The 24,606-nt window shown below is 58.6% G+C and carries 28 protein-coding genes; 14 read left to right on the top strand and 14 right to left on the bottom strand.

Annotation, left to right across the window (positions count from 1 at the left end; genetic code table 11):
- Nucleotides 1-17 precede the first annotated feature (17 nt).
- On the top strand, nucleotides 18-350 hold the full coding sequence (locus B5M42_RS08495; protein WP_134755317.1) for a YtrH family sporulation protein: 333 nt from the start codon (nucleotides 18-20) through the stop codon (nucleotides 348-350).
- Nucleotides 347-838, top strand: a complete 492-nt coding sequence (locus B5M42_RS08490) for a hypothetical protein (protein ID WP_134755315.1) — start codon at nucleotides 347-349, stop codon at nucleotides 836-838. The genes B5M42_RS08495 and B5M42_RS08490 overlap by 4 nt, the downstream gene beginning before the upstream one ends.
- A 53-nt stretch (nucleotides 839-891) precedes the next feature.
- On the opposite strand, the gene B5M42_RS08485 is transcribed toward B5M42_RS08490, so the two are convergent.
- The gene (locus B5M42_RS08485) at nucleotides 892-1,809 is read right to left on the bottom strand and encodes a polyprenyl synthetase family protein (RefSeq protein WP_134755313.1); all 918 of its coding nucleotides are present in this window, start codon (nucleotides 1,807-1,809) and stop codon (nucleotides 892-894) included.
- 150 nt (nucleotides 1,810-1,959) lie between these two features.
- Here B5M42_RS08485 and B5M42_RS08480 point away from each other — a divergent pair, with 150 nt between their 5' ends.
- Together B5M42_RS08480 and B5M42_RS08475 are read left to right on the top strand one after the other, a co-directional pair.
- Nucleotides 1,960-2,115: a hypothetical protein gene (locus B5M42_RS08480; RefSeq protein ID WP_167690135.1), complete on the top strand. Its 156-nt coding sequence runs from the start codon at nucleotides 1,960-1,962 to the stop codon at nucleotides 2,113-2,115.
- Between the two features lie 124 nt (nucleotides 2,116-2,239).
- Entirely contained in the window at nucleotides 2,240-2,536 is a 297-nt protein-coding gene (locus B5M42_RS08475) for a YtpI family protein (protein WP_134755311.1), read from the top strand.
- A gap of 21 nt (nucleotides 2,537-2,557) precedes the next feature.
- Here the strand turns inward: B5M42_RS08475 and B5M42_RS08470 are convergent, their stop codons facing one another.
- The 7 genes from B5M42_RS08470 to B5M42_RS08440 form a co-directional block, all read right to left on the bottom strand.
- Nucleotides 2,558-3,889, bottom strand: coding sequence for a DRTGG domain-containing protein (locus B5M42_RS08470; protein ID WP_134755333.1), 1,332 nt, complete (start codon nucleotides 3,887-3,889; stop codon nucleotides 2,558-2,560).
- 311 nt (nucleotides 3,890-4,200) lie between these two features.
- On the bottom strand, nucleotides 4,201-4,479 hold the full coding sequence (locus tag B5M42_RS08465) for a hypothetical protein (protein WP_134755309.1): 279 nt from the start codon (nucleotides 4,477-4,479) through the stop codon (nucleotides 4,201-4,203).
- A gap of 89 nt (nucleotides 4,480-4,568) precedes the next feature.
- A complete protein-coding gene (nfsA, locus tag B5M42_RS08460) occupies nucleotides 4,569-5,303 on the bottom strand; it encodes an oxygen-insensitive NADPH nitroreductase (protein WP_134755307.1) in 735 nt (244 codons plus the stop codon).
- An 87-nt stretch (nucleotides 5,304-5,390) separates the two neighbouring features.
- Nucleotides 5,391-6,845 (bottom strand): chromate transporter, encoded by a 1,455-nt coding sequence (locus tag B5M42_RS08455; RefSeq protein WP_167690133.1) that lies wholly within the window; start codon nucleotides 6,843-6,845, stop codon nucleotides 5,391-5,393.
- 74 nt (nucleotides 6,846-6,919) lie between these two features.
- Nucleotides 6,920-7,489 carry a ferric reductase gene (locus tag B5M42_RS08450; protein ID WP_134755305.1) on the bottom strand — a complete coding sequence of 190 codons (570 nt, stop codon included), beginning with the start codon at nucleotides 7,487-7,489 and terminating at the stop codon, nucleotides 6,920-6,922.
- 30 nt (nucleotides 7,490-7,519) lie between these two features.
- Nucleotides 7,520-8,530, bottom strand: coding sequence for an FAD:protein FMN transferase (locus B5M42_RS08445; RefSeq protein WP_167690131.1), 1,011 nt, complete (start codon nucleotides 8,528-8,530; stop codon nucleotides 7,520-7,522).
- 76 nt (nucleotides 8,531-8,606) lie between these two features.
- Entirely contained in the window at nucleotides 8,607-9,086 is a 480-nt protein-coding gene (locus B5M42_RS08440; protein WP_134755301.1) for a hypothetical protein, read from the bottom strand.
- A 200-nt stretch (nucleotides 9,087-9,286) separates the two neighbouring features.
- Between B5M42_RS08440 and B5M42_RS08435 the strand changes: the two genes are divergently transcribed.
- Both B5M42_RS08435 and B5M42_RS08430 read left to right on the top strand, forming a co-directional pair.
- On the top strand, nucleotides 9,287-9,970 hold the full coding sequence (locus tag B5M42_RS08435; protein WP_134755299.1) for a response regulator transcription factor: 684 nt from the start codon (nucleotides 9,287-9,289) through the stop codon (nucleotides 9,968-9,970).
- A complete protein-coding gene (locus B5M42_RS08430; RefSeq protein WP_134755297.1) occupies nucleotides 9,967-11,556 on the top strand; it encodes a sensor histidine kinase in 1,590 nt (529 codons plus the stop codon). Before B5M42_RS08435 ends, B5M42_RS08430 begins: the two co-directional genes overlap by 4 nt.
- 257 nt (nucleotides 11,557-11,813) lie before the next feature.
- On the opposite strand, the gene B5M42_RS08425 is transcribed toward B5M42_RS08430, so the two are convergent.
- Nucleotides 11,814-12,149 carry a YlbF family regulator gene (locus B5M42_RS08425; RefSeq protein WP_134755295.1) on the bottom strand — a complete coding sequence of 112 codons (336 nt, stop codon included), beginning with the start codon at nucleotides 12,147-12,149 and terminating at the stop codon, nucleotides 11,814-11,816.
- A 176-nt stretch (nucleotides 12,150-12,325) separates the two neighbouring features.
- On the opposite strand from B5M42_RS08425, the gene B5M42_RS08420 reads away from it, so the two are divergent.
- Genes B5M42_RS08420 through B5M42_RS08400 form a run of 5 tightly spaced genes read left to right on the top strand, consistent with a single transcriptional unit; the run spans nucleotide 12,326 to nucleotide 18,624 of the window.
- Complete coding sequence (locus B5M42_RS08420) at nucleotides 12,326-13,699, top strand: YheC/YheD family endospore coat-associated protein (RefSeq protein WP_134755293.1); 1,374 nt, start codon at nucleotides 12,326-12,328, stop codon at nucleotides 13,697-13,699.
- A gap of 9 nt (nucleotides 13,700-13,708) precedes the next feature.
- Nucleotides 13,709-14,956 carry a YheC/YheD family endospore coat-associated protein gene (locus tag B5M42_RS08415; protein WP_134755291.1) on the top strand — a complete coding sequence of 416 codons (1,248 nt, stop codon included), beginning with the start codon at nucleotides 13,709-13,711 and terminating at the stop codon, nucleotides 14,954-14,956.
- A 12-nt stretch (nucleotides 14,957-14,968) separates the two neighbouring features.
- Complete coding sequence (locus B5M42_RS08410; RefSeq protein WP_134755289.1) at nucleotides 14,969-16,333, top strand: YheC/YheD family endospore coat-associated protein; 1,365 nt, start codon at nucleotides 14,969-14,971, stop codon at nucleotides 16,331-16,333.
- On the top strand, nucleotides 16,333-17,460 hold the full coding sequence (locus tag B5M42_RS08405; protein WP_134755287.1) for a YheC/YheD family endospore coat-associated protein: 1,128 nt from the start codon (nucleotides 16,333-16,335) through the stop codon (nucleotides 17,458-17,460). Before B5M42_RS08410 ends, B5M42_RS08405 begins: the two co-directional genes overlap by 1 nt.
- A gap of 6 nt (nucleotides 17,461-17,466) precedes the next feature.
- Entirely contained in the window at nucleotides 17,467-18,624 is a 1,158-nt protein-coding gene (locus B5M42_RS08400) for a YheC/YheD family endospore coat-associated protein (RefSeq protein WP_134755285.1), read from the top strand.
- A gap of 43 nt (nucleotides 18,625-18,667) precedes the next feature.
- On the opposite strand, the gene B5M42_RS08395 is transcribed toward B5M42_RS08400, so the two are convergent.
- The 5 genes from B5M42_RS08395 to B5M42_RS08375 all read right to left on the bottom strand — a co-directional run bounded on the left by B5M42_RS08395 (nucleotide 18,668) and on the right by B5M42_RS08375 (nucleotide 21,585).
- The gene (locus B5M42_RS08395; protein ID WP_134755283.1) at nucleotides 18,668-19,114 is read right to left on the bottom strand and encodes an ArsR/SmtB family transcription factor; all 447 of its coding nucleotides are present in this window, start codon (nucleotides 19,112-19,114) and stop codon (nucleotides 18,668-18,670) included.
- Nucleotides 19,115-19,156: 42 nt separating this feature from the next.
- A complete protein-coding gene (locus tag B5M42_RS08390; protein WP_230632812.1) occupies nucleotides 19,157-19,999 on the bottom strand; it encodes a cation diffusion facilitator family transporter in 843 nt (280 codons plus the stop codon).
- The gene (locus tag B5M42_RS08385; protein ID WP_230632811.1) at nucleotides 19,975-20,289 is read right to left on the bottom strand and encodes a hypothetical protein; all 315 of its coding nucleotides are present in this window, start codon (nucleotides 20,287-20,289) and stop codon (nucleotides 19,975-19,977) included. The genes B5M42_RS08390 and B5M42_RS08385 overlap by 25 nt, the downstream gene beginning before the upstream one ends.
- Before the next feature lie 312 nt (nucleotides 20,290-20,601).
- The gene (locus tag B5M42_RS08380) at nucleotides 20,602-20,826 is read right to left on the bottom strand and encodes a spore germination protein (RefSeq protein ID WP_134755281.1); all 225 of its coding nucleotides are present in this window, start codon (nucleotides 20,824-20,826) and stop codon (nucleotides 20,602-20,604) included.
- Between the two features lie 66 nt (nucleotides 20,827-20,892).
- The gene (locus B5M42_RS08375; RefSeq protein WP_230632810.1) at nucleotides 20,893-21,585 is read right to left on the bottom strand and encodes an HAD family hydrolase; all 693 of its coding nucleotides are present in this window, start codon (nucleotides 21,583-21,585) and stop codon (nucleotides 20,893-20,895) included.
- 184 nt (nucleotides 21,586-21,769) lie between these two features.
- Here B5M42_RS08375 and B5M42_RS08370 point away from each other — a divergent pair, with 184 nt between their 5' ends.
- Genes B5M42_RS08370 through nagA form a run of 3 tightly spaced genes read left to right on the top strand, consistent with a single transcriptional unit; the run spans nucleotide 21,770 to nucleotide 24,582 of the window.
- Nucleotides 21,770-22,627: a MurR/RpiR family transcriptional regulator gene (locus B5M42_RS08370; RefSeq protein ID WP_134755279.1), complete on the top strand. Its 858-nt coding sequence runs from the start codon at nucleotides 21,770-21,772 to the stop codon at nucleotides 22,625-22,627.
- 42 nt (nucleotides 22,628-22,669) lie between these two features.
- Complete coding sequence (gene nagB, locus B5M42_RS08365; RefSeq protein WP_134755278.1) at nucleotides 22,670-23,398, top strand: glucosamine-6-phosphate deaminase; 729 nt, start codon at nucleotides 22,670-22,672, stop codon at nucleotides 23,396-23,398.
- Nucleotides 23,395-24,582, top strand: coding sequence for an N-acetylglucosamine-6-phosphate deacetylase (gene nagA / locus B5M42_RS08360; protein WP_134755276.1), 1,188 nt, complete (start codon nucleotides 23,395-23,397; stop codon nucleotides 24,580-24,582). Before nagB ends, nagA begins: the two co-directional genes overlap by 4 nt.
- Nucleotides 24,583-24,606 lie beyond the last annotated feature (24 nt).

Genomic DNA, 24,606 nt, shown 5'->3' with positions numbered 1-24,606 from the left:
GGATGCGATGAGAAGCGATGTACAGCTTTTGGGGCAATATGGTCGTCTATTTTTGCGTGGCGTTTGGCGTCGTGTTCGGAGGCAGCATGTTAAGCGGACTTGGAGCCGTCTTGACACTGCAATCACCCAGCGAAAAAATGCTCGCCATTTCGGAAAATATCAAAATCTGGGCAATGGTCGCGGCCGTCGGCGGTACAATCGATCCGATCCGCTACATCGAAAGCCACGTTGCCGAAGGACACTTGAGCCCGGCGATCAAGCAGATCATGCTGATCGTTGTCGCCTTTATCGGGGCTCACTTAGGCACCTCGCTGATTCAGATGATCTGCAAAGGGGGGCAGCAGCCTTGAGGGTGCCGCAATTCGAGCGATATCGCCGGCTGCTGGCCGGATTCGGCCTGCTCGTCTCGGGAGCGATCATCGGCAGCGCGGTTTATATGAGTATTTTTCAGCACAACTATAACCTGCTGTACGTCCAGCTCCACAAATATATGGAAGAGAATGCCGATTTGCGGCGCGATGTCGATGCGCTGAACAAGACGCGCAACAAAATGGCGTTGATCAACGTCGTCAATGTATATCTTGTACCCGGTGAGCTCGAAGAGCTGCCCAGCGAGGACATCCAGAAGGAAATTGAAGGCAACGTCAAAAACGATCTTAAACTTGTCATAGGACAAAAAGCCGCCTCTGTTCGAGACGCGCGGCCTCTGTACGAGCAGCTGATTCATCAAAAATTGTACAGCATTCATGAAAAAAATTATGTCATCGAAGTCAAATCGATCGTGCTCGTGCAAACCGAGCTAAGCATCTGGATCACGGCAAAAGAAAAACGTACATAAAACGCCGGCACGGCGAACCAAGCGGCTGCTCCTTCGCTGTGCCGAAACGTTCCCTAACCGCCGAACATATCCAGCACTTCGGTCTGAAATTTCGTCTTCCAAGGGGCAACAAGCGGCAGCTGCTTCAAAATGTCCAACGCGCGTTTGTACTGCAACTGCTGAATAAACTCGCAATACGGAATGCAGCCGGAACGCTGCACATAGTCCAGACACGCATCCAACTGCTCGGCAAATTGCTCCCGGCTGACCGTATTTGCATAATAATCGGCCAAAATCGGCAACTCCAGCTCGGGATCGGAGAGCATGAACAAAATCGGCAAGGTCCGTTTCTTGCCAAGCAAATCGTTTTTGGTGTCGCAGCGCGTCACATCCGCCGTGTCGTTGCGGATTTGCGCCATCAAGCCGATATGGTCGGCGATCTGGTACAAGCTTTGCTCCTTATCTTCGTCGACCGCTTCCTTGGGTAACGCGCCGAGACCGAAATAAAAAGCGATGCGGATCAGCATGCATGACTTTTTATGAACCATCTCCACATATTCGTGCTCAGTCTGCACCGTCAGCGCCAGATCGGTCTGCTGCCCGTTAATCGCAACAGCAATCAGACGCCCGAACTCGCCGGCATCAGGAAAACGTTGCTGCGGATCAGCGGCGCGGAGCGCGCTTAATTCCGCCGACACCGCCATCAAGAGACCGACCATTGCATTCAGCACATAAGGCTGCGGCCGCTGCATCCACACCTTCTGCAAATTGTCCTGATCCTGTAGATCGTCCATGATGTCCAACGCCAAAATAGCGAGCTCTGTGAGCGCGCATAGTCGGTCTATATGGGGATTGCTTCCGCCGAGCATGCGGTGGACAAGCAGCGTCATGCCCGACCATAGCGTAGGCTCGGCAGCCTTGTCGGCGATGCATTCCAGCAGCAGCTCTTGCAAATCCTGCGTCGGATAATAGCTCTGAATGATCTTCTCCATCCAAACTTGCACTCGAAACTCGATAAAATCTCCTCCCGCGCAATTTATTTGCGTTCGTGCGCAACAAAAATTGCGCTGAACTTTTTCACGTTTAAAGATAATATAAAAGTATACATTTTTATCCAAAACATCAGCATAGGAGAATAACACATGGCTAAAGACAAGTTGGAAGAACTGTTTGAACACCTCTTTGAAGAAGCCGTGCACGAGAGCTTCGAAGGCGCTTTTCGATTATCCGAGATTAGCGTAAAGATGAGCTGGGAATCCATTTCGAAAAAAATAGATGAACAACGCCGTCCCAATTAATTGCGCCGCTCCCGCTGTCCGGAGCCGGCGCTTTTATTTTGCCTGACAGGTGCGGCGCATTGCATTTCCGTGCAAAACTCGCTAGAGTTAATAAGGAATAAACGTCAAAGGTGGTACTTGATTTATGCTGGAAACCGTTCAGGTTGGAATGTTTTTGCTTATTGTGCTTATGCTCGCGCTTTCGATTTATTTCAGCTTCCGCTTTCGCCGCGAACGCGATCCCAAAAGACGCGGACTGTTCTCGGCCAGAATGAACATGTGCATGGGATTGATGCTTGTCCTGCTTGCCGTTACACAGTTGTTCTTCTTTACGGATTCGACGCTGCGCCGCACGTTCGGCACGATCTTTCTGCTGATCGGCTTGTTCAATCTGTTTGCCGGAATTCGCAACTACAGCCATTTCCAGCGGATGCCGGAGTAGTCGACCTTCGCTGCGAATCCTTCAGATCTGCTCGATGACCTGGGCGTTCAGCATCGCCTTGCAAACGAGCGCATCCGCGTGATAAATCTCAACGTCGATTTTACCGAATTTCCGGCTCACCTCTATGATGGTGGGCCTTATTTCGATTCGGCTGTCAAGCTGGACCGGCTTCAGAAAATACGTGGACATATTCTCCATGACCAGATCGCCCCGCTTCTGCTCCTGGACGATGCGAAATGCCGCCTGCTTCATCATCGTGGTCAGCACGCCTTCGGACACCGTCCCCAGATGGTTCGTCATCTGCGGCGTAATGACGCCGCGAAAGCTCAAGCCACCCTGGGCGTCGCGCACCTCTTCCATGCCAGAGCCGATCAGATCCTCAAACGTCTCTCCGTTCTGCGGCTGCTTCTGGATGTATTGCATCGCCTGCAGCACCTCCCCGCGATTGAGGACGCCGATCATTTTACGGTTGGCATCGATAACAGGCAGCAGCTCGATCCCCTCCCACACCATCATATGTGCGGCAGAAGCTACCGGCGTCTGGAGGGTCACGGTAAGCGGATTGCGTGTCATCAGCTTGTCCACAGGCTGTTCGGAGGAGGCCCCGGCCATATCCTTGGCGGTAACTACGCCGATGATCCTGTTCCATTCGTCGACGACGGGAAACCGGCTCTGGCCGGTCAGCTCGGACAACCGCTTCCAGTCCTTGCAGGTGCTGTTCGCCTTCAGCGAAGCAACCGGCGCTCCCGATGCAAGGATGTCCTCGACCATGATGATCTTTTTCTTGATCAGCCGATCGTAAATGGCGCGGTTGATCATGGAGGCAACGGTAAACGTATCGTAGCTGCTGGAGATGATCGGCAGCTCCAGCTGGTCGGCCAGCCGCTTCACCTCCGGGCTCGTATCGAATCCGCCCGTGATCAGCACCCCCGCTCCCTGCTCCAGCGCGCAAATGTGCGCTTCGTTCCGGTTGCCGACAATCAGCAGGCTTCCCGCCTCGATATAGCGCATCATGGCATCCTGCTCCATCGCGCCGATGACAAACCGATGCAGCGTCTTCTGCTGCCCGGACGCGCCCCCGAGCACTTCGCCGTCAACCATGTCGACGACTTCGGCAAACGTCAGCTTGTCAATGTTCTGGCGCAGCTTCTTCTCAACGCGAACGGTGCCGATCCGCTCCTTCGTGCTGACAAGTCCTTGACTCTCCGCTTCCTTGATCGCCCGGTACGCGGTTCCTTCGCTTACATCCAGATGCTTGGCGATTTTCCTGACAGAAATCCGGCTGCCGAGCGCAAGGCTTTCAATATGCCGCAAGATTTGCTCATGCTTCGTCAGCGAATCCTCATCATCCATCGTAGTCATTCATACACCCCGACCTGAATTTCTGTATTCGTCCGTGTCACTATTATAGTGGTTGAACGTGCGCAGAACAACGGGGACATGCGATTCGCACCATTTAAGAACAAATGTTCGTTATGTTTTTATTTTACAGCACAAGAAATCGTTTGTAAAGCAGGTTACGCACAAATTTATGGCGTAAAACGACATTTTCTGAACGCAGCCGGTTCGCAGCGGTCAAGCGACGTCAGGTGCATACTCCCGGAACGTTTTGCCAAAACAATCAACAAAGCCCCGGTCCCTGAGGGCCGGAGCTTGCGCGGAGGTTATTTGCGAATTTGCAAAATTTTTCGGCGGCCGCCGAGCGCCTGCTCGATCTGCCACTTTTTCATCCTGTTGATACGGCGAAGCTCTTTTCTCGTCTCCTCGTCCACACCCAAAATCTGATGCAGATGCGCAGCGACAACCAGCAGCGACATGATCGCCCAGACCACGCTAAACGCCGTCTGCAAGGTCGAGCCGTTGCGGAAGTCAAGCTGAGGCACCGAATAGATCAGCATGCCCAGCGCGAGACTCATAAACACGACGTTTTTCAGCCCTTTCACGGATTAGCACTCCTTTCGCCCAACTGATCTTCCCTGTCCCATGTATATGAGACAAGTTCATCAATTATGAACGCAAGTCGCGCTGCCGGCTATTCCAGACCAAAGCCCATTTTCTGCAAAAAAGCGCGCATGTGCTCGCGGGGACGCGCCGCTTTGGCCGCCATTTCCTTGGACCACGACGTCGCGATCTTGCCGCGCGTCCGTTCTCTCATATACTGCGCTATAGTCTGATCGTAAGCGTCGATGGCCTCGGCTTGTCCTTCGGTATTGTACGCTTGACTGTGATAGACGGCCTGCTCCGGCAGACGCGGTCGGGACAGCGGCTCCTGATCGGGTACGCCGACGCACATGCCAAACACCGGATACACGAGCTCGGGCAGCTTCAGCAGCGCCGATACCTCGTCCGGCTGATTGCGGATGCCGCCGATGTAGACGATGCCAAGCCCCATCGATTCTGCGGCGATGGCGGCATTTTGCGCAGCCAAGGCCGTGTCGACGGTAGCGACGATCAAATTCTCGGCGTTGCCGGTCACCGGCGTATCCGTATGCCGTCCGGCCGCTTGGGCATAGCGGTACAGATCGGCGCACCAGACGAGAAACAGCGGGCATTCGACAATATAGCCCTGATTCCCGGCCAGCGCGGCCAACTGCCGCTTGACCGCTTCATCGGTCACTCCAATAACGCTGTAGGCTTGCATATTGCTGGAGGTTGACGCGTGCTGCGCGGCAGCGATGATATGACCAACCTGCTCCGGCGCAAGCGGATCGGCGGTAAATTTGCGGATCGATCGGTGCTGCAGCAGCAGCGCTATGGTATCGTTCATTGCACACTTTCTCTCCCCTCGATTGCCAGTGTTATCCATTATATCGCAGCAGCGCGGAAAACACATCCGGTCCGCCAGCCGGCGCTCTCAGGAAAGCCAGGAAAAGGCTGCTCCGCCAAGCGCGCAAAAGGCAACGACCGCCCAAGGGGGCGTTGCGGCGTACATCAGCAGGGCAAACGCAGTCAGCGCAAGGGCCGCATCCTGCGGGGAGCGGACAGCCGACACCCAGACCGGATCGTACAGCGCCGCCAGCAAAAGCCCGACGACAGACGCATTGACGCCTGCGAGAGCTCCGCGCGCCCCGCGGCGGCCACTGAGCCGGCTCCAGAACGGCATCGCGCCTGCGACGAGCAGGAAGGCTGGGAGAAACACTGCAGCCAGCGCAACGACCGCTCCGAACCAGCCGCCGGTTGCATAACCCAGATAGGCGGCAAATGTAAAAAGCGGTCCCGGCACTGCCTGTGCTGCGCCGTAGCCGGCGAGAAACTGGTCGTGCGTCACCCAGCCGCCGGGCACGGTCAGCTGCTCCAGCAGCGGCAATACCACGTGCCCGCCGCCGAAGACGAGCGCTCCGGCGCGGTAGTAGCCGTCGGCCCACGCCAGCCAGGCCGCGCCTGACAGGGCGCTGGCTGCTGGCAGCGCCGCCAGCAGCGCCGCGAACACGAGCAGCAGCGCCGCGCCGGTGCGGCGCGAATGCGGCGGCTGCAGTGAGGCGCGGGCAGGCGGCTCGGCGGGGGCGCTAACGGCGGAGGCGGGGGCGGGCCGCTCGGCTGGAACGACAACGGCGGAGGCGGGGGCGGGCCGCTCGGCTGGAACGACAACGGCGGAGTTGGGCGGCGCGGCTGTGGGCGCGGGGGCCGGCTCGGGGGCCACTGTGACAACGGCAGGGGCGGCAGCGGGCGCGGCAGGAGCCACGGCGACGGAGGCCGGGACAGGCGGCGCGGCGGGCGGCGCGGAGGCGGGCGGCCGGCCGGGAGGGGCGGCAGCGATCTCAGGCTGCCCGGCGCTCAACCAGCGCCAGCCGGCCAAGCCGCCCAGTGCAATGAGCAGCGGCTGCAGCCAGGCCGAGCTCCCCAGCAGCGCCGCCGCTGCGGCGGCGAACACAAAGACAAGCCGCTTGCGGTCGGGCGCAAAGGTCCGGCCCATTCCCCAAACGGCTTGCGCCACTACAGCGGCGGCGGCGATTTTCAATCCGTGCAGCCAGCCTGTGCCGGCAAAATCCGTGCCGCCCAAGCCCGCGCTGAGCCAGGCGAACAAGGCAAGCGCGACGGCAGATGGCAGCGTAAAGCCGAGCCAGGCGGCCCCTGCGCCCGCCCAGCCGCCGCGCAACAGCCCGATGCCAATGCCTACCTGACTGCTCGCCGGGCCGGGCAAAAACTGGCACAGCGCCACCAACTCGGCGAAGTCGGCCTCGTCGAGCCAGCGCTTTTTGACCACATACGCTTCACGAAAATAGCCCAAATGGGCGACAGGCCCGCCAAAGGAGGTCAAGCCCAACTGCAAAGCCGTCCAAAATATCGTTGTTGCCGAAATCCGCTGCAACCGGCTGCACGCTCCTTTTGCTTCAAATAAAAACTTGCGCCTTCCATTTTAGCAAAACGCGACGCGGCTGTCGTTTACAATTCATTCACATGCCCGATCCGGGGCCTGATCTTGCGCACCCGCCATATCATCCGCATAGCTGTCAGCAGCAGCAAAGCGGCAAAGGTGACGATGTACATGCTTTTTACGAGCGTATTGCCGCTGTCCGTACCAAGGAAAAGCCCATGCGCAAGCGCCAGCAGAAAAATGGGATAAGACAATAAATGAAACGCCAGCCACAGCGCCCGCTTCAGCTTGTTGCGCAAATCGGTCGTCAGCAGGACGAGCACAAGCCCCAGCATGGCAAGGGTGCCGATTCCGTTCAAAACCGGATGGCTCGCCGCTGTGAACGGCACGAAAATTTCACGCCACGAGAAGGTGACGTACGCATCGATGGACAGCAGCAGACCGTGCAGCAGCGCAAGCGCGGTGCCCGTATAGTTGGCGGCGTTATGCCAGCGTAGCAGGCGGGCTTTTTCTTTCGGGATCCAGAACGGGAAGCTGAACATGATGCCGCAGGCCATTCCCGCAAACAAACTGACATAGGCGGCGAGGCCGAGGCCCCGGATCAGCGCCCACACCGGCAAATGAAAAAATGATTCCATTGGGTTGTCCTCCTCTAGCTTGCCGGCAGCTTATGCTTCCTGCAGCTTGTATAGATGATCGGCGGGCAAATGCACCCAGCGTTCGCGGTCCGCAGACCGCTCGCCAGCATAATGCAGACGACCGTCCTCCGTATAGATCAGCGCCTCCAAGCCGCGTGTTTTGCGACGCAGATGGGCAAGCCCTTCCTCCAGACCGACAATGCACATCGTCTTGGCCCAAATCTCGCATTCGACAAGATCGCTGCCGATGACGGTGGACTGCACAACGCCGCTGGCGGCCGGACGGCCGGTGCGCGGGTCGATCAGATGATGCATCGTCCCGCGCTCGGTGCTCCAGCGGCGGCGCAGCACGCTGGAGGTAGCGACAGCGCCGCGCCACAGCCGCAGGCGCGGCTCAGCCTCCGCCGCGCCCGGCCACGGGGCGGCCGCGGCGACTATCCACGGCTCGCTGGCAGACGAGCCGCCCCACGCCTCCAGATCGCCGCCGGCATTGACCAGTCCCCGGTCCATGCCCCACTGCGATCTGAGTCCGGCGGCGAGCTGGCGTGCCGCCCAGCCTTTGGCGATGCCGCCGACATCGAGGCGGCAGCCGGGGGCCATGCGCAGCGATCGCATGGCCGGGTCGAGCGCGAGGCTCGCGCTCGGCGCCGACGCCGGTGAAGGCGCAGGCGCGGCAGCCGGCACGGATGCCGGTGCAGAACCAGCCGCTGTTGCAAGCCGCTCAAACGATTCGGCGTACCCGGCTTCGTGCAGCGCATTGTGCACGAACAAGCTGAACGCGCCATCGGTCAAGGCGCGGTAATCCTCGCCCAGCCGCAGCACCTCCAGCATCGGCTGCGAAATCAGGCACCGTGCGCCAGCCGCTGCATTGAGCCGCGACAGCTCGCTTCCGGAGCGAAAGCGGCTGAAGCGATGCTCGACCGCTTCGAACCACTGCCGCGCATACAGCTCCAGCTCATCGCGTTCCTCAGCCGCTTCCGCTATGACCTCCATCTCGCTGTTCATGGCGCGGAATGCGATGGTGTCCAGCTGCTTTTCCATCCTCATCCTCCTCGATCCCTCCTGCTGCTCTCAGGCGATGCAGCTGTTGTGCGATGCTGCTTAATTGAATCGTCGTTTAAGACGCCCGGCTTCTGCTGTGCGACGTCGACGACTGCGACTGCGACGAGGATGGCGCCTGCGGCGTCACTTCATCGCTTGAGCCGCCCGTGCCGCCGCGCGGCGCAGCTTGCGAATCGCCGCCGGCTCCGCCTTGTCCCTGCGCGCCAAGCTCGCTCCGGCCCCCGCGCCGGCCGCCTTCGGCGTTAAACCCGCCGCGGCGCGAGCCGCGCTCCATGCGCTCCTGCCGCTGGGGCTGCGCTGCACCGCTGTCCCCGCTGTCCCCGCCGTCATTCAGGCGCGGTCCGCGGCCTGTCGGCGCTTCCGGCAGCGTCCCTTCGCTGCTCGCGGCCAGCTCCTGCTGCGGCTGCGCCGAAGCGACTGCCGCTTGCCGGGCGGCGGCGAATTGCGGGGTGCTTTTGACCTGCTGAAACAAGACGATCAAAAGCAAGGTGGCGCCTACGCCGACTTGCCATTTGGTCCATTTTGATTTTTTCATGCCGCATCTCTCCCTGATCGTGGGTTGGTCCGGTATCAGCCCTCCCGTGGGCTGGTTTCCTGATTCTCATTATGGGCGCGTTACCTGAATCGCAACTTAATGCTGACTGAATGTTTGCTGAAAATGTCGTCCGGCAAATTGTTCGCTGGCAGATGAGCCATTATAATGGGGACACAAACCTAAAAAGCAGGTGATGGGTCATGCAGCAAACACAAGGCATCAAAATCATGCTCGTGGACGACGAGCCGCATATTCTGCAATTTCTTGAGCTGGGTCTGCAAAACGAAGGCTTCGAGGTCGCTACCGCTCCCGACGGCATGGCGGCCATTACGCTGGCCAAGGATTTTCATCCGCATGTTGTCATTCTGGATGTGATGATGCCCGGTATGGACGGCTTCGAGGTGTGCCAGATGCTGAAAAAAATCGGCAACGCCTCTGTCATTATGCTGACAGCGCGCGAAGAAGTCGAAGACCGCGTCAAGGGCCTGACGCTGGGCGCCGACGATTATATGGCCAAGCCGTTCAGCTTTCAGGAGCTGCTGGCGCGTATTTTTGCCCGCGTTCGCAACCAGTTTCCGCACCTGCTGAGCGAGGTTACGTTAGGACCGATACGGATTGACGACAAGCGCCGGGAAATCGTCTATAACGAGCGTACCCTGGAGCTGTCGCCCACGGAGTACGAGCTGCTGAAATACCTGGTGATCAATCACGGCATTGTGCTCAGCAAAGCGATGATTCTCGACAAGGTGTGGGGATACGATTTTGGCGGCGAAGAAAATATCGTGGAGGTATACATCCGCTCGCTGCGTGAAAAGCTCCAGGACAAGGAGCATAAAGTCATTCGCACAATTCGCGGAGCCGGTTACCGGGTGGAGCTGTTATGAGTGCCCGGCCGCAAGGGCGCGCGCCCCGGTGGCTGAGCCGATTCAGACAATTCGTGACGCCGCATTCGCTGCATTTTCAGCTGCTGTCGCGCTCGCTGCTGATTTTATCGGTGCTGCTGCTGCTGATCGGGGTTTCCCAATATGTGCTGATTCAGCAATATGCGTACCGCGACAAGGCGGCTGGGCTTAAAAGCCAGCTGCGTTCCATCCCGCCCGAAGCTTGGGAGGAGCAGTTGGAGGGCCATTCCGGCGATCCGCGCGACATGGACGATGCTGCCGGGCGCAGCCCGATGAAACGCGAAGGCACTCAGGGCCAGGGTCAAGGCCAGCATCGCGGCGGCAAGGACGGGGGGAACGCGCCGTTTAATTTGCGCGCCAATGAATTTACGGCAATTGCGCTTTACGATGAAGCGGGCAAGCTGCACGAGCTCAACCCGGAGCTCAACCACGAGGAGTCGCCCCTGCTTACGGCTGAGACGTATGCCAAAGCCAAAACGAGCGATCCGCGCAAGCCGACGTATTTCGTCGCCACCAACGCCGACGGCGTCAAAATGCTCGTTGTGCTGCAGCCGGTTGAATTTCGCGGCAAACTTCTTGGCATTGCTCAAGCAAGCTGCAGCATCGGCCCGGTGCAGCAAATGCTCATGCTGGTGCTGGTGACGTTTATTTTCCTGTCGATCGTAGCGCTGGGAGCAGCGCTGATGTCGTTTCTGCCGGTGCTGCGCCGGACGCTTGTGCCGCTATCGCAGATTGTGGAAACCGTCGGACGCATCGATGCCGGGAAGCTGGACGAACGCTTGCCCGATCAGCAGGGACAGCACGAAATCGACCGGCTTTCGCATTCGTTTAACGGAATGCTGGAACGGCTGGAGGCGTCTTTTTTGGCCGAAAAAGAATTGCAATCGCAAATGCGCCGCTTCATCGCCGATGCTTCGCACGAGCTGCGGACGCCGCTGACGTCGATTCACGGTTTTCTGGAAATTTTGCTGCGCGGCGCGGCCAGCAACGAGGAGCAGCTGCGCAGATCGCTTACGAGCATGTATTCGGAATCCGAGCGGTTGAAAAAGCTCGTCGAGGATTTATTGTTTCTTGCCAAAATGGATCGCACGCCGGCCCCCCGCAAATCGCCGGGCTCGCTGCGTTCCGTCGTGCTGGAAATGGAGCCGCAGCTGCGCGTGCTCGCCGGCGCGCGGACGGTTGAGGTCGACCCGGGCGACGAATCGACGCTGCTGTTTGACCGCGACAAAATCAAGCAGGTCATTCTGAATTTGTTCCAGAATGCCGTCCAGCATACCGACGCGGCGCAAGGCCGCATCGAGGTGAAGGTTAAACCGGCCGGAAGCCTGATCGGCATCGCGATACGCGACAACGGTCCCGGCATTCCCGCCGAGCATGTGCCGCATCTGTTCGAGCGCTTCTATCGCATCGACGCCTCGCGGGCGCGCAAATACGGCGGAGCCGGGCTGGGGCTGGCGATTACGCAATCGATTGTCGAAGCGCACGGCGGACGGATTGAAGTGGAAAGCCGCGTCGGCGAAGGAGCGACGTTCCTGGTGCTGCTGCCGCTGGACACGGAGGGGCAATAGCGGGCTTTCCGTACCGCCCTCGACTACCGGAGCGCGGTGCCGTCCGCACGGCGGCTGGCAGATCCGCGGCGGCGGTAACAGCGCCTGCCCGGCAAGCGCCACTTTTGCCCGGCGGTTATGTGCCGCTGCACGGCGCTGCACAGCGCTTTCCGCCGCTCCCACAAACGCATAACGACCCGATTTCCCGGTCAGGGCCATAGCCCTTGCCGGTCGATCGGGTCGTTTTTTTTCAGCGCTTCGTGCTTCAGGCCTTGCGGTCAGTCCATCATTTCGCGCAGCGGCTCGGCGATAATCCGCTGCACCTCCTCCAGCGCTTCGGACAGCTGCCGTTCAGCCTCGAACAGCTTGCGAATCGCCGGATTTTGCGCAATCGTGCCATATAGCTTCTCCAGCCGCTCCACCTCGGTCTGCTGCGGCTGAACACCGGAAGCCGCCTGCCGGTTCAGCTCGGACTGCAGGCGGCGGAAATCGCCGAGCATCGCCTTGCTCACCCCGTCGGCGTCAATCTGGCGGCGAACCGCCTTCATTTCCCGGTACGCTTCGAATTCCTTGATCGCCGAGGCAAGCTCGTGCGCTTTGTCGTGCATATTCATGGTACGTTCTCCTCGCTTGCGCGGCCTCCCCGGTCGCGTTTTTTGGCCTTGTCCGGCCGCTTCTGCGGCGCTTCCCCACGAATGCCTAAGCACCAAGGGATATATGTCCTCATATGATGAAGTAGTTCACTTTGCATAAGCAATGCGATTTTTGATGCTGGAAGGAGTGTTCGCTTTTGATCAGGACGAAAATCGGGATATCCGTACAAGGCACCAGCATCTACTTGGAAGATCGGACCGTTGTATTGAGCGATGCCATCGTCAAGAAGTGGAAGATCCCCGTCAACCAGACGCTTACGCTCAAATTTGGCTCGGCCAAACAAGACGTGAGGGTCGTCTCCGGCCCCTATTCGGCCAGCCTGCGGCTGCATGCCACACTGGCCGCCAAGCTGGGGCTGCACCAGGGCGCCAAGCTGTGCCTTACCTACAAAGCCGCCACTTCAACCTTGGCGATTGGTCCGCTGATCGGCGTGATGATCAGCCGCGTGTATGCGCATAAGCCGGATCGGCCGTTCGGCGCGATTACCGCCTTTTGCAAGGAAATGACGGAGGCGTGCAAGCAGTTCGGCGCGCTGGTCGTTTTTTTTCCGCCTGAGGAGATGCACGGCTCCGCCCAATCGGTGTCCGGTTACGTGCTGGTCGGCGACACCTGGACCAAAAAATCGTATCCGATCCCCAATGTTATTTATAACCGCCTGACCTCCCGAAAATATGAAAACATGAGCAATGTGCAGCAGTTTATGAAGGATGCCAAATCGCGGTTCAACGCCGACATTTTCAACGAAAAGTATTTGAACAAAACCGAGGTGTTCGACGCGCTGCGCAAAGACGACCACCTGCACACCTACTTGCCGGAATCGTACCTGTTTAAAAATTATCAGATGCTCCGCTCGATGTCCAGCCGCCATCCGGTGCTGTTCCTCAAGCCGATCACCGGCAGCCTCGGCAAAGGCATCATCCGCATCCGCCGCGAAGGCAGCGGCTATGCCGTGCACGCCACCAATGCGGGCGGGGTCAGCCGACATACGTATCCGTCGATTGCCGGCGTCTTCCAGGCGTTGTCCGGCAAGCTCAAGGCGCAGCGCTACCAGCTCCAGCAAGGGCTGGAGCTGATTACCTCCGACGGACGTCCCGTCGATTTTCGCGCGCTCGTGCAAAAGGATGCGCAGGGCCAATGGACGATCACGTCGATCGTCGGCCGCATCGCTGGCAGCGAGCATTTCGTCTCCAATCTGGCGCGCGGCGGCTCGCTCAGCACCGTGAAAGGGGCTTTGGGCAAATCGTCGCTCGGGACTCAGCAGCGCGCAGCCGCTTCGGCCCGCCTGCGCAAAGCGGCGATTGACATCGCCAAAGGCATCGAAACGCAAATTCCGAATCATTTCGGCGAGCTCGGGATCGATCTGGCCGTCGACCGCGCCGGCAAGGTCTGGCTGCTCGAGGTCAACTCCAAGCCGTCGAAGGATGACAATACCCCGCTTACGTCCGAGCGGAAAATCCGTCCCTCGGTGAAGCAAATCGTGCAGTACGCCCGTTATTTGGCCAAATTTTGAGGTGAACCTATGCCAGCTATCGTCTATGTGCCTCACCCCCAAGCGACGCCGCTGCTCGGCGTGTTCGTTGCGCGCACGCTGCCCGGCGCGGAGCCGCCGTTTGCCAGCGCCGGCTTTTACCGGCAGCTTAGCCGGTTCGGACGTCGCGAAGGGCTGGAGGTGTTCGTCTTCGCTGCCGACGGCATCGACTGGCAGCGCCGCGAAGCAAGCGGCTATACGTATGACGAGACAGAGGGCCGCTGGCGCGAGCGCCGTGGACCGCTGCCGACCGTCGTCTATGACCGCAGCTTTCCCGCCACAAGGGCAGGCTGGACGCGTTGCCGCGAGCAGCTGCGGCAGCTTGTGCGGACGCCGGGCGTGCAAGCGCTCGGCTGCGGACTGCCGGGCAAATGGGAGGTGCAGGCGATGCTCGAACGCGACGCCTCCCTGCGCCCGTTTTTGCCGCCGACCCGCCGCTTGACGGGGCCGCGGCCGCTTCGCGCCCTGCTCGCTGAGGAAGGCAGCGCCTTCCTCAAGCCGCAGGGCGCCAGCCACGGCAAAGGCGCGCTTTACGTGCGCCGCGCCGCTCCTGGCCCGAACGCCGCCTCCGCCAAGGAGGGCGGCGGCGCGGGCCAGCTGCACGAGCCGGACGCCGCGGCAGCAAAGGGCGGCTGGCTCGTATTGGGGCGCGCGTTCGACAACGCGCCCCTTGCGCTGCAGTTCGCCGGCTTCGGCGAACTGTGGCAGTGGCTGAGCGGCTTCGCGCGCGGCCGCTCGTATTTGGTGCAGCGCTATTTGTCGCTGCACACGGCTGACGGCGTCGCCTTCGACGTCCGCGCGCTCGTGCAGAAGGACGGCCGCGGCCGCTGGCAGACGACCGGCACCGCGGTGCGGTGCGGTCAGCCTGGCAGCGTGACGTCCAATCTGCACGGCGGGGGCGCGGCGGCCGACGCCGCAACGTTCTTGCGCCGCGCCTGCGGCGAGGCGCAGGCTGACGCCGCGCTCCGCACGATTGCGGAGCTGGCGGCGCGGATTCCGCCTGCGCTGGAAGCGGCGCATGGCCGGCTCGCCGAGCTGGGGCTCGATTTCGGCGTCGACCGTGAGGGCCGGGTGTGGCTGCTGGAAGCCAACTCCAAGCCCGGCCGCGCCGCCTTCAAGCAGCTCGCCGATCGCGAGGTGCGCGCGCGGACATTGGCCAATCCGGTGCGATACGCCCGATTTTTGCTTCAACAATCCGCTGCGACAGGCCCGTTAAAGCCCGCAGGGCAACAAGTTTAGGAGGGTAACCTAATGAGTTTGACAACTTGCACGATTCACGCCGTACAGCGAACGGATAAATCTGTCTACGTAACCAGAGAGCTCGTCAAAGCTTTGCGGTTAACCGGGGCCAAAACGATTACCGTCAAAGTCGGCAGCAAATCGGCAACCGTACCGATGCGGCTCATCCAACGCCCCGGCCAGCAGCTCTTCCTGCCGCTCAGCCTGATGGCGAGCCTGCGCCTGCCGCGGATCGGCAGCTGCCTGGCCATCAGCAATACCGCCAGGGAAGTGCGCCTGGGTCCGGTCATCGGCGTGTTGACCAATATCACGTCGGGCAGCGCTCCGTTCGGCTCGAAAACCGGTTTTATCCGGCAAGTGATTGCCACCGGCTCGGGCCGCTCATTCCCCGTCGCCTTCAGTCCGCGGGACGTCAACTGGCAGACGGGCACCGTCCACGCACTGATTCCGCGTGAAGGCGGCGGCTGGACGCGAAAAACCGTACCTCTGCCCGATGTCGTCTACAACCGGCTCTCCAGCCGCAAGGCGGAGAAATCCGCCGGCATGGAAGGCTTCAAGGAACGTTTTGTCCGTCGGGGCATTCCGCTGTTCAACTGGAGCTTTTTCGACAAATGGGATGTTTATAAAATGCTCGACGGCGACGACGCCTTCAAATATGTACCGGAATCGCGCATCAACCCGTCACCCGAACAAATTCGCGAAATGCTCGACAAGCATAAATTCATCTACCTCAAGCCTACGGCCGGGAGTCTCGGCATCGGTATTTACCGGGTCACCTACAACCCCAAACGCGGCTACTTCGTGCGCTACCGCAAGGGCGGGCGCAATGTGCTGCTGCGCTACAATAAGTTCGAGGGCCTCGTCGGCATGCTCGGCGCCGAGCGTGGTCGTTTACAGAACTACGTTGCTCAGCAAGGCATCCGCTTGATCGAAATCGACGGCTGTCCGATCGACTTCCGCTTTCATATGACCAAAACCGGAGCCGACCAATGGGTCGTTGCCGCCATCGGCGCGAAAAAAGCCGGCAAAGGCAGCGTCACGACGCATATCCGTACCGGCGGTCAACTGATGACTCCCGAGCAGGCGCTTCGCCAGCTGTATGGCGCACGCGCCGAAGCGGTGCTGAACAACGCCAAGGAAACGGCGGTCACGCTGGCTGAGGCCATCGAAAACAACTACAATCACCTGCTTGGCGAGCTGGGCTTCGATATCGGCATTGACCAGAATGAAAAAATCTGGATGTTTGAAGCCAACGCCAAACCCGGACGTTCCATCTTCAAGCATCCATCGTTGAAGGATCAGGACCGCGACTCGCTCGCCAACATCTATGAACACTGCCTGTATCTGAGCCGTTTCCGCACCAGGAGGGACGTATAATGGATGTGACGCTCCATGACCAGGGCCAAAAGCCCGTGCTGGCGATTTTGACGGTCAAAAACGATCAACGTCAGTTTCGCGGCAATGCCGACAATTTTGTCGACCTGATCCGCACCGGCCAGGCGCTGGGCGCCGACGTCTATGTCGTGGCCGCCGCCGATTTGAGCCTGACCGCCAAGCAGGTGTCCGGCTACCGCTACAACTTTGAGAAAAAACGCTGGAGCCGGGAACTCGTTCCCGCTCCGCACGTTATTTATAACCGCGTCCCTTATCGTAAAATGGAGCTGCTGCCCGATGTGCAGCAAACGCTGCAGGCCATTTCGCGCAGCAAAAGTCTCAGCCTGTTCAACCCGTCCTTTTTCAATAAATGGACGCTGTTCGAATGGCTGAACCAATCGCGGGAAAGCCGGCCGTTCATACCGGAAACGCTGCAGCTCAGCTCGGCACAAGAGCTCGACCGGATGCTCCGCGAGCACGATTTCGTGTACTTGAAGCCGGTCAAGGGCAAGGCCGGTCGCGGCATTATGCGGCTTGAGCGGCGGATCTCGAAGGGACAACAGACAGAGTACCTGCTGTTCGTGCAGGATGACAAGCAGATGAATCGCTTTGCGCACAGCTCGCTGGATGCGCTTTGGCAGCAGGTCAGCGAGCAGCGGGGCAGCAAGGAATATATCGTGCAGCAGGGCATTACGCTCTCGCGTTTCAAGCAGCGCAATTACGATTTGCGAGCGCTGGTCCAGAAAACCGGCCGCGGCCGCTGGGCCGTCACGGGCATCGGCGCGCGCGTCGCGGGACGCCGCAGCATCACAACCCACGTGCCTCGCGGCGGCTCGATCGACGACCCGCTGAAGCTGCTGACGCACGCATTTGGCGCAAGCGAAGCCAAACGGCTGCTCAAACGGGTACATCAGACGGCATTGAAGCTGGCTTCCCACATCGAAAGCGCTTCGGGCCATCAGCTCGGTGAGATGTCGATGGATCTGGGCATTGATACGTCCGGCCGCATCTGGTTTTTTGAAGCCAATTCCAAGCCGATGAAATTCGACGAACCGCATATCCGGCAAAAATCACTGGAACGCATCATCCGATACAGCTTGTATTTATACAAAAAGGGCAAAAGAAGGTGATGACGCATGGCTCTGGAGCGACTGGGCGTATTGGCCGTTTATTTGAACAACGCTCGGCTGGAAGAGCTAGGGTTTTTCCGCCGGCTTTGTCTGGAGGGAGAACGGCTGGGGCTGAAGGTCGAGGTGTTCACGCCAACCGACGTTGAAGAAGGCAGAATCGTGCGGACGCTCACTTACGATGCGGCCCGTGGCAAATGGGTGCGCCAGCGCACGACTTTTCCGCCGCTGATCTATGACCGCTGCCGCTATCATGGGGTAGCGACTTATCGGGTGCTCAAAGCGTTCCGCAGCAAATATACGCGGCTGCGTTATCTGGGCCGACCGCTTGCCAACAAGTGGACGATGCATCAGGTTTTGAGTGAAGACGAATCGATTCGCCGCTACATTCCCGAAACATTTCGGTATACCGGCACCAACGAGCTGATGCGCTTTTTAAAAAAGCATAAGCTGATTTACCTCAAGCCGAAAAATGGCACCGGCGGGCGGGGTATTTTGCGCATCGAGCAAATCTCGCGCAATTTGTTTTTGTTGCAGGGACGGAATCAGCAGCGCACCATTCTCGCTCCGGTGCGGGCCTCCGAAAAGCAGCTGGCCATCCGGCTGAACGCGATGCAGCTGAGCTCCGACTACGTGGTGCAGCAGGGCATCCCGCTTACGCTCAAAGACGGACGGGTGCACGATTACAGGCTGCTGATTCAAAAAAACGGCGAGGGCGAATGGGAAGTGACTGGCTGCGCCGGGCGTATCGGCCCGCGCAAAAGCATTACGAGCAACCTGCACGGCGGCGGCAGTGCCGTATCGCTGGATAAAATGCTGGCTTACCGCTTCAGTGAAGCCGATAAAATCGAACGGATCAAAGACGATATGTACAGCTTTGCTTACGAGCTGGCTACGTATTTGGAAGGCCGCTTCGGCCGACAATGTGAGCTGGGCCTCGACATCGCCGTCGATCCCAAGGGCGGTATCTGGCTGCTTGAGGTCAATCCCAAGCCGTCGCGGGAAATTTTTCGCCGGATCGGCGAAAGCGTCACCTATCGCAGAGCCGTCACACGGCCGCTGGAATACGCAGTGTGGCTGTTGAAGCAGCGCAAAAGCAGGCGAAGCGAGAGCAGCGCAAGCGGCAGCCGCAGCGGCGGCAGCAGCAGCGGAACGGCCGGCGATTAAAAGAAAATTGGACGGAACCGATGACTCGTTTCATCGCTTCCGCTTACATATGCTGCAAATGCTGCAGCGTCTGCACGAAGATCTGCTCGATATGCATGTCATCCAGCGAGTAATACACCGTTTTGCCCGCCTTCCTCCGCTTCACGATATGCAAATTGCGCAAATAACGCAGCTGATGCGAGATTGCCGATTGCCCCATATCAAGCGCTTCGGATAAATCATGTACGCACAGCTCACGCTGCAGCAGCGTGTAGATGAGCTTTACCCGCGTCGGATCGCCCAGTGCCTTGAACAGCTCCGCAACACCAACCGCCGTTTCCTCCGTCAATTGACGCTCCTTCAGCGCCGTCTTCGCTTCTGTACCCGTGCAACTGCTTTCACAGCCCAACTGCTGATCTGGCTGATTTTCCGGCAGCTCCCAAGCGTTCTGCTCCTGCTGATTTTGCCATTCCGTTTGCCCGATCTGTTTTTCTTGCAGCTCGTTCCTCATCGTCCGACCCTCCCTCTCTCCCACTGCCTTCCCCCCACTTGCTCACACCTTGAATTCGCCGTGACGCGTCAGCGACGTCTCCACTTGAATCGTAGCGTGGGTAATCGAAAAGCGCTGCTCCAGCAGCTCGATCGCTTTTTGCAAAATGTGCTGGCCGTTATGCGAATCTTCAATTCGCACATGGCAGCTTAATGAATCCAGCCCCGAGGTAATCGTCCAGATGTGCAGATCATGCACGTCAAGCACGCCCTCAATGCCCTCCAACGCTTGTTGGACTTCGCTGCAATTGACCGACACCGGCGCGCCTTCCATTAAGATATGGACACTCATTTTCAGCACCGACCAAGCGCTTTTCAAAATCAGCAGCGCCACGACCACGCTAATGATCGGATCGGCCACGTACCAGCCGAACAGCAGCATAAGTCCGCCAGCCAACAACGCGCCCACCGAACCCAGCGCATCGCCGATAACGTGCAAGTAGGCGCTTCGAATATTCATATTGCCGTGTACATCGCCTTGCTTCATCAGCGACCACATGCTCAGCAGATTGGCAATCAATCCGACTGAAGCGACCAGCATCATCGGACCGCTAGCCACTTTCGGCGGCTCCATAAAGCGGCCAATCGCCTCCCAAATAATAAAACCGGCAATAATAAACAACATGAGCGCATTCAAACAAGCCGCCAAAATTTCAAAGCGGTGAAACCCAAACGTCCTTTGCGGGGAAGCCGGTTTGCCAGCAAACCACAACGCCAGCAAACTTAATGCAAGCGCTCCGGCGTCGCTCAGCATATGCCCGGAGTCCGACAAAAGCGCCAGGCTGTCCGTAGCCAGACCGCCGATAAATTCCACCAGCATAATCACAAGCGTAATTCCAAGCGCCATAGCCAGCCCGCGTTTATTCCCCCTATGACCGTGATGATGGTGATGACCATGACCATGTCCGTGTCCGTGGCTATGGCCGTGGTTATGTCTGTCGTTATGTCCGTGGTTATGTCTGTCTTTATATCCGTCGTTATGTCCGTGGCTATGTCCGTGGTTATGTCTGTCGTTATGTCCGTGGCTATGGTTATGACCGTGGCTATCGTCGTGGCTATGGTTATGACTGTCATGGTGGCCGTGACTGTCATTGCAGCCTTTCGCGTGAGCATCGTCTTTGTCTCGGCCTTGCACATCGTCGTGGCACTGATCTAAACGGTGATCGGATTCGCGGTCTGCTCCTCCGTTCGCTCCGCGATCGTGAGCCCAATACATGTTGGGCGATTCTGGTTGCAGCACACGTCGTATCATCCAAATTCCCCCTTATATCTGTCCATTAGCATGAGATCATGAAGTCCGGCTTATGTATACACTCAATATATGAACAAATGCTCATATATTTATAATAAATATATAAGAGGACGAAGTCGTCTGTCAATTCCCGAAAAAAAAGACCGCGCCGGACTGCGTCCTAGGACGAGTCCAGGCTTGCGGCCCGCGCTCTACTGCTATGTTCCGGTTGCGATTTTATTGGCGCCGGCTTCCACCACATCAGGGTCGAATGTCACCGTAGCGCTAAATAGCGTATTCGATACCGAAAAATCGCCGGTAATGCCTCCGCCGGCACCCGAATACGATTTGCTTGCGCTTGTCGGTGAAACAACAAGCGTATCGCCGTTAATCAGATTGCCCTCGTTACTGACCACTTTAAACGCACCGACAAAGCATGGCATTCTGGCATCAGCATCCTTTAAATTCAAGTATGCTCCAGTATATGCCCAAATGCGGAGCGATGCGACTTATTTCTGCTGCGCCGCAGCCGGAAGATGCTCCAGCAGCTCGGCAAAGCGCGAAATACGCAATTGCGCCCCGTCCAGCTCGCCGGGAGCCCGGAAGCCTGCGTAGTCGCAAGCCGCTACCGTCAAGCCGTTGCGAAGACCTGCCTCCACGTCGGACGAGCGGTCCCCGACCATCCACGCGGAACGGACACCCGAATGATCGAGCAGCAGCTTGACCAGATCTACCTTGGAACGTGTCTGGAATCGCCCGGCACTGTACAGATCCTCGAAAAAAACGCCAATCCTCTTGGCTTCTACGACATGCTTTACGTAATGCTCCAAACCGTTGCTGGCTACGAATAGGCGAATTCCCCGCGCCTGCAGCTCACGGAGCGTTTCGGCCACCCCTTCGTAAAGCTCGCCTTCTCCGCTATGCAAACCTTCGATTTGATAACGCAGCAGCAGCTTATCCGCTTCGGCTCGCGCCTCGGCTGAAGCTTCAGGCATGACGCGGAGCCAAATTTCGTCCAGGAGCATGCCCAGACAACTGAGAATCCGCTCCTCGGGCGGCGTCTCGCCGGAATAAAGCCCTTGGCGGCGCAATTCGTCAAACGTGGCCCGATAGGCAGGCAACAGCAACGTCTCCGTGCGGAACAACGTCCCGTCCAGATCAAACAACATGGCTTCCGGCTGCGTAGTTTTGGTTTCCAACATCTGTTCCCTCTCCTTTTCCGTTGAATCTTGTCTCTTCATCTTCATTAGCATGGCAAAGCTGCTACGCGATGTCAATGAAGACAAAAGGACATTGCCAACGAGAAGAAAATCGGCTATGATCAATATGAAAATAATTTTCTTTTTATAATAAATATGATGAAAATAATTATCGGAGTTGAACGCTATGTCTGGCATTTTGCAAGCCATCAAACAGCGCAAGACCAGCTTGAATCGTCAAGAGCAGGCTCTTGCCGCCTACATCATCGACCATGCGCTGGAAACGGTCGAGTTAAGCATCACCGAGCTGGCCGAACGGTCAGCTACCAGTGCAGCTACCATTTCACGTTTTTGCAAAAGCATGTATTTTCAAGGCTTCGCCGATTTCAAGATGAAGCTGGCCGCTGAATTGGCGCAGCCCGATTCGGCTCCGTCCTATCAGGATATTGTCGCCGGCAACCCGCTCGATAAAATCATTGCCGCGATGGAAGCGAATCATCTTAAATCGATATCCGATACCACGCGACTGCTCGACCGCAAACAGCTTCGTCTGGCGCTGGACGCGCTTGGTCAAGCGCGTCATATCGATTTGTACGGCGTAGCTACATCGGGCGTCGTTGCACAGGATTTTTACCAAAAGCTCGTGCGGATCGGGAAACGAACGACCGCGTCCAGCGACCCGCACATGCAGATTACTTCCGCTTCGACGCTTGAGCCAGGCGATGTTGCGTTAGCGATCTCCTATTCGGGGGAAACAACCGAAACCATTCAGGCTCTGCTGTGCGCCAAAGAACAGGGCGCAACTACAATCAGCTTGACCAAATACGGTTCGAATCGCTTGTCCGACCTGTCGGATATCAAGCTGTTTACGTCTACGCTGGAAGAAGGTATCCGCCGCGGCGATATGGCTTCACGCATTGCGCAGCTGCATGTCGTCGACATTTTATTTGCAGGTCTGGTCAGCGAGCAATTTGGCGAGCTGGTGCCAAGACTGGAGCAGTCCTATCAAATGGTCCATAAATATCGCGGAAAAGGCAGCAAATAGATCGCAGAAGCCGTTTTAACTCAAAGAAGGAGGCGGGAACGCATGAATATTCATCGTTTTCAAAACACACAGGAGCTAAACGAAGCCGGAGCCGGCATTATCGCCGGGTTGGTGCAACTGCAGCCGCGCGTCGTGCTTGGCCTTGCTACCGGAGGAACGCCGGTCGGTATCTACGAGGAGTTGGTCAAGGCGTATCGAAAGGGTCGCATCAGCTTCAAAGGCGTGACCTCCTTCAATCTCGACGAATATGTCGGACTGCCTGAAGGACATCCGGAAAGCTACCGCTCCTATATGAATCATCATTTGTTCAATCATGTCGATCTTCCTCCCGCTCAAGCGCATATCCCCAATGCCAATGCCGCCGATCCGGCTGCAGAATGCCTGAATTACGACCGGCTGCTGGATGAAGCGAAGCAAATCGATTTGCAAATACTCGGATTGGGGCACAACGGTCATATCGGCTTTAACGAACCTGATCATTCTCTGGTTAGCGGTACGCATCTGGTTGAACTGAAGCCTGCTACCCGGGAAGCGAATGCCCGCTTCTTCAATTCGCCGGACGAGGTGCCCACGCATGCGCTGACGATGGGCGTCGGCACGATTCTCAAAGCCAAAACGATCCTGCTCGTCGTACGCGGTGCTGATAAAGCGGAAATTGTCCATCAAGCGTTGACAGGTCCGATTACAACCGAACTGCCCGCCAGCCTGCTGCAAACACATCCTCATCTGGTCGTTCTCCTGGACGCCGAAGCCGGGAGGTATTTCGAATGAGCGACAGCGTGCTGATCGTCAATGCTAACGTAGTTACAGAAAACGGCGTCATTGCAGACGGCTTCGTCCAATTTGCCAATGGCGTCATTATCGAAGCAGGCAGCCGCAGCGAAGCAGGCTGGTCTGCTGCGGACTCAGAGGTTCGCGTTATCAACGCGCGCGGCGGCTGGGTACTGCCCGGATTTATCGACGTGCATGTACACGGCGGCTACGGCGCGGACTTCATGGAAGCGAGTCCGCAGACGCTGGACACGATTACCCGCTTTCACGCAGCGAACGGTACGACGGCGATGCTCGCCACCACGATGACCGCGCCGCGCGAGGAGCTGGAGCGCGTGCTGGCTGCTGTCCGCGCCTATACGGAGCAGCCCATGCCTTACGCGCAGCTGCTAGGCGTGCATCTGGAAGGGCCGTTCATTTCACCGAAATGGCCCGGCGCCCAGAACACACAGCATATCACGCTGCCGCAGTTAAGCTGGCTGCAGGACTGGCACGAGCGCTACCCTGCGCTCGTGCGCCTGCTCACCCTCGCCCCCGAACGCGAGGGTGCGCTGGAGCTGATCGCGTGGCTGCGCGATCACGGCATCGTGGCCGCATGCGGTCATACCGACGCCACTTACGCCGATATGCAGTCGGCTGTTGGCGCCGGGCTCACGCATGCGGTCCACACCTTCAACGCGATGAAGGGGCTTCATCATCGCGAACCGGGCACGGTCGGCGCCGTGCTGGCCGACCAACGCCTCAGCGGCGAAGTGATCGCGGACGGACACCATGTCCATCCGGCGGCGATCCGCCTGCTGACGCAAGTCAAGCAGCAACGCAATCTGCTGCTGATTACCGACGCCATCTCCGCGGCCGGACTTGGCGACGGTCAATACGAGCTCGGCGGCCTCGACGTTACAGTCCGCGCAGGAGTGGCCAGACTGACCGAAGGCGGCAGTCTGGCTGGAAGCACGCTGACGATGATCGACGCGTTCCGTTATATGGTCCGCGAAGTTGGCGTCAGCGTGCCGCAAGCGAGCGGCTACGCCAGCGGCAACCCGGCCCGCTTGCTCGGCATCGACAGCCGCACCGGCTCGATTGCCGCAGGCAAACAAGCCGATTTGCTGCTCGTCAGCGCTTCGCTGGAGCTGGAGCGTATCTGGATTCAAGGCGCAGAGCAGCAGCCTCCAGCCGATTGCTGACCGCCGGACACAGCTTGCGAAGCC

The organism is Paenibacillus athensensis (assembly GCF_004514475.2).
Taxonomy (GTDB): domain Bacteria; phylum Bacillota; class Bacilli; order Paenibacillales; family NBRC-103111; genus Paenibacillus_AL; species Paenibacillus_AL athensensis.
Note: the sequence above shows the minus strand (reverse complement) of the source record. Positions and strands in the feature narration are given on the sequence as shown.

Coding starts and splice junctions, on each gene's coding strand:
- B5M42_RS08435 (WP_134755299.1), top strand. CDS start 9,287: ATGCAGCAAACACAAGGCATCAAAATCATGCTCGTGGACGACGAGCCG.
- B5M42_RS08415 (WP_134755291.1), top strand. CDS start 13,709: ATGCCAGCTATCGTCTATGTGCCTCACCCCCAAGCGACGCCGCTGCTC.
- B5M42_RS08440 (WP_134755301.1), bottom strand. CDS start 9,086: ATGAAAAAATCAAAATGGACCAAATGGCAAGTCGGCGTAGGCGCCACC.
- nfsA (WP_134755307.1), bottom strand. CDS start 5,303: ATGAACGATACCATAGCGCTGCTGCTGCAGCACCGATCGATCCGCAAA.
- B5M42_RS08495 (WP_134755317.1), top strand. CDS start 18: ATGTACAGCTTTTGGGGCAATATGGTCGTCTATTTTTGCGTGGCGTTT.
- B5M42_RS08395 (WP_134755283.1), bottom strand. CDS start 19,114: ATGAGGAACGAGCTGCAAGAAAAACAGATCGGGCAAACGGAATGGCAA.
- B5M42_RS08385 (WP_230632811.1), bottom strand. CDS start 20,289: ATGTGCAAGGCCGAGACAAAGACGATGCTCACGCGAAAGGCTGCAATG.
- B5M42_RS08430 (WP_134755297.1), top strand. CDS start 9,967: ATGAGTGCCCGGCCGCAAGGGCGCGCGCCCCGGTGGCTGAGCCGATTC.
- B5M42_RS08380 (WP_134755281.1), bottom strand. CDS start 20,826: ATGCCATGCTTTGTCGGTGCGTTTAAAGTGGTCAGTAACGAGGGCAAT.
- nagB (WP_134755278.1), top strand. CDS start 22,670: ATGAATATTCATCGTTTTCAAAACACACAGGAGCTAAACGAAGCCGGA.
- B5M42_RS08445 (WP_167690131.1), bottom strand. CDS start 8,530: ATGGAAAAGCAGCTGGACACCATCGCATTCCGCGCCATGAACAGCGAG.
- B5M42_RS08450 (WP_134755305.1), bottom strand. CDS start 7,489: ATGGAATCATTTTTTCATTTGCCGGTGTGGGCGCTGATCCGGGGCCTC.
- B5M42_RS08470 (WP_134755333.1), bottom strand. CDS start 3,889: ATGGATGATGAGGATTCGCTGACGAAGCATGAGCAAATCTTGCGGCAT.
- nagA (WP_134755276.1), top strand. CDS start 23,395: ATGAGCGACAGCGTGCTGATCGTCAATGCTAACGTAGTTACAGAAAAC.
- B5M42_RS08370 (WP_134755279.1), top strand. CDS start 21,770: ATGTCTGGCATTTTGCAAGCCATCAAACAGCGCAAGACCAGCTTGAAT.
- B5M42_RS08425 (WP_134755295.1), bottom strand. CDS start 12,149: ATGAATATGCACGACAAAGCGCACGAGCTTGCCTCGGCGATCAAGGAA.
- B5M42_RS08485 (WP_134755313.1), bottom strand. CDS start 1,809: ATGGAGAAGATCATTCAGAGCTATTATCCGACGCAGGATTTGCAAGAG.
- B5M42_RS08390 (WP_230632812.1), bottom strand. CDS start 19,999: ATGGCGCTTGGAATTACGCTTGTGATTATGCTGGTGGAATTTATCGGC.
- B5M42_RS08410 (WP_134755289.1), top strand. CDS start 14,969: ATGAGTTTGACAACTTGCACGATTCACGCCGTACAGCGAACGGATAAA.
- B5M42_RS08475 (WP_134755311.1), top strand. CDS start 2,240: ATGCTGGAAACCGTTCAGGTTGGAATGTTTTTGCTTATTGTGCTTATG.
- B5M42_RS08480 (WP_167690135.1), top strand. CDS start 1,960: ATGGCTAAAGACAAGTTGGAAGAACTGTTTGAACACCTCTTTGAAGAA.
- B5M42_RS08405 (WP_134755287.1), top strand. CDS start 16,333: ATGGATGTGACGCTCCATGACCAGGGCCAAAAGCCCGTGCTGGCGATT.
- B5M42_RS08400 (WP_134755285.1), top strand. CDS start 17,467: ATGGCTCTGGAGCGACTGGGCGTATTGGCCGTTTATTTGAACAACGCT.
- B5M42_RS08375 (WP_230632810.1), bottom strand. CDS start 21,585: ATGTTGGAAACCAAAACTACGCAGCCGGAAGCCATGTTGTTTGATCTG.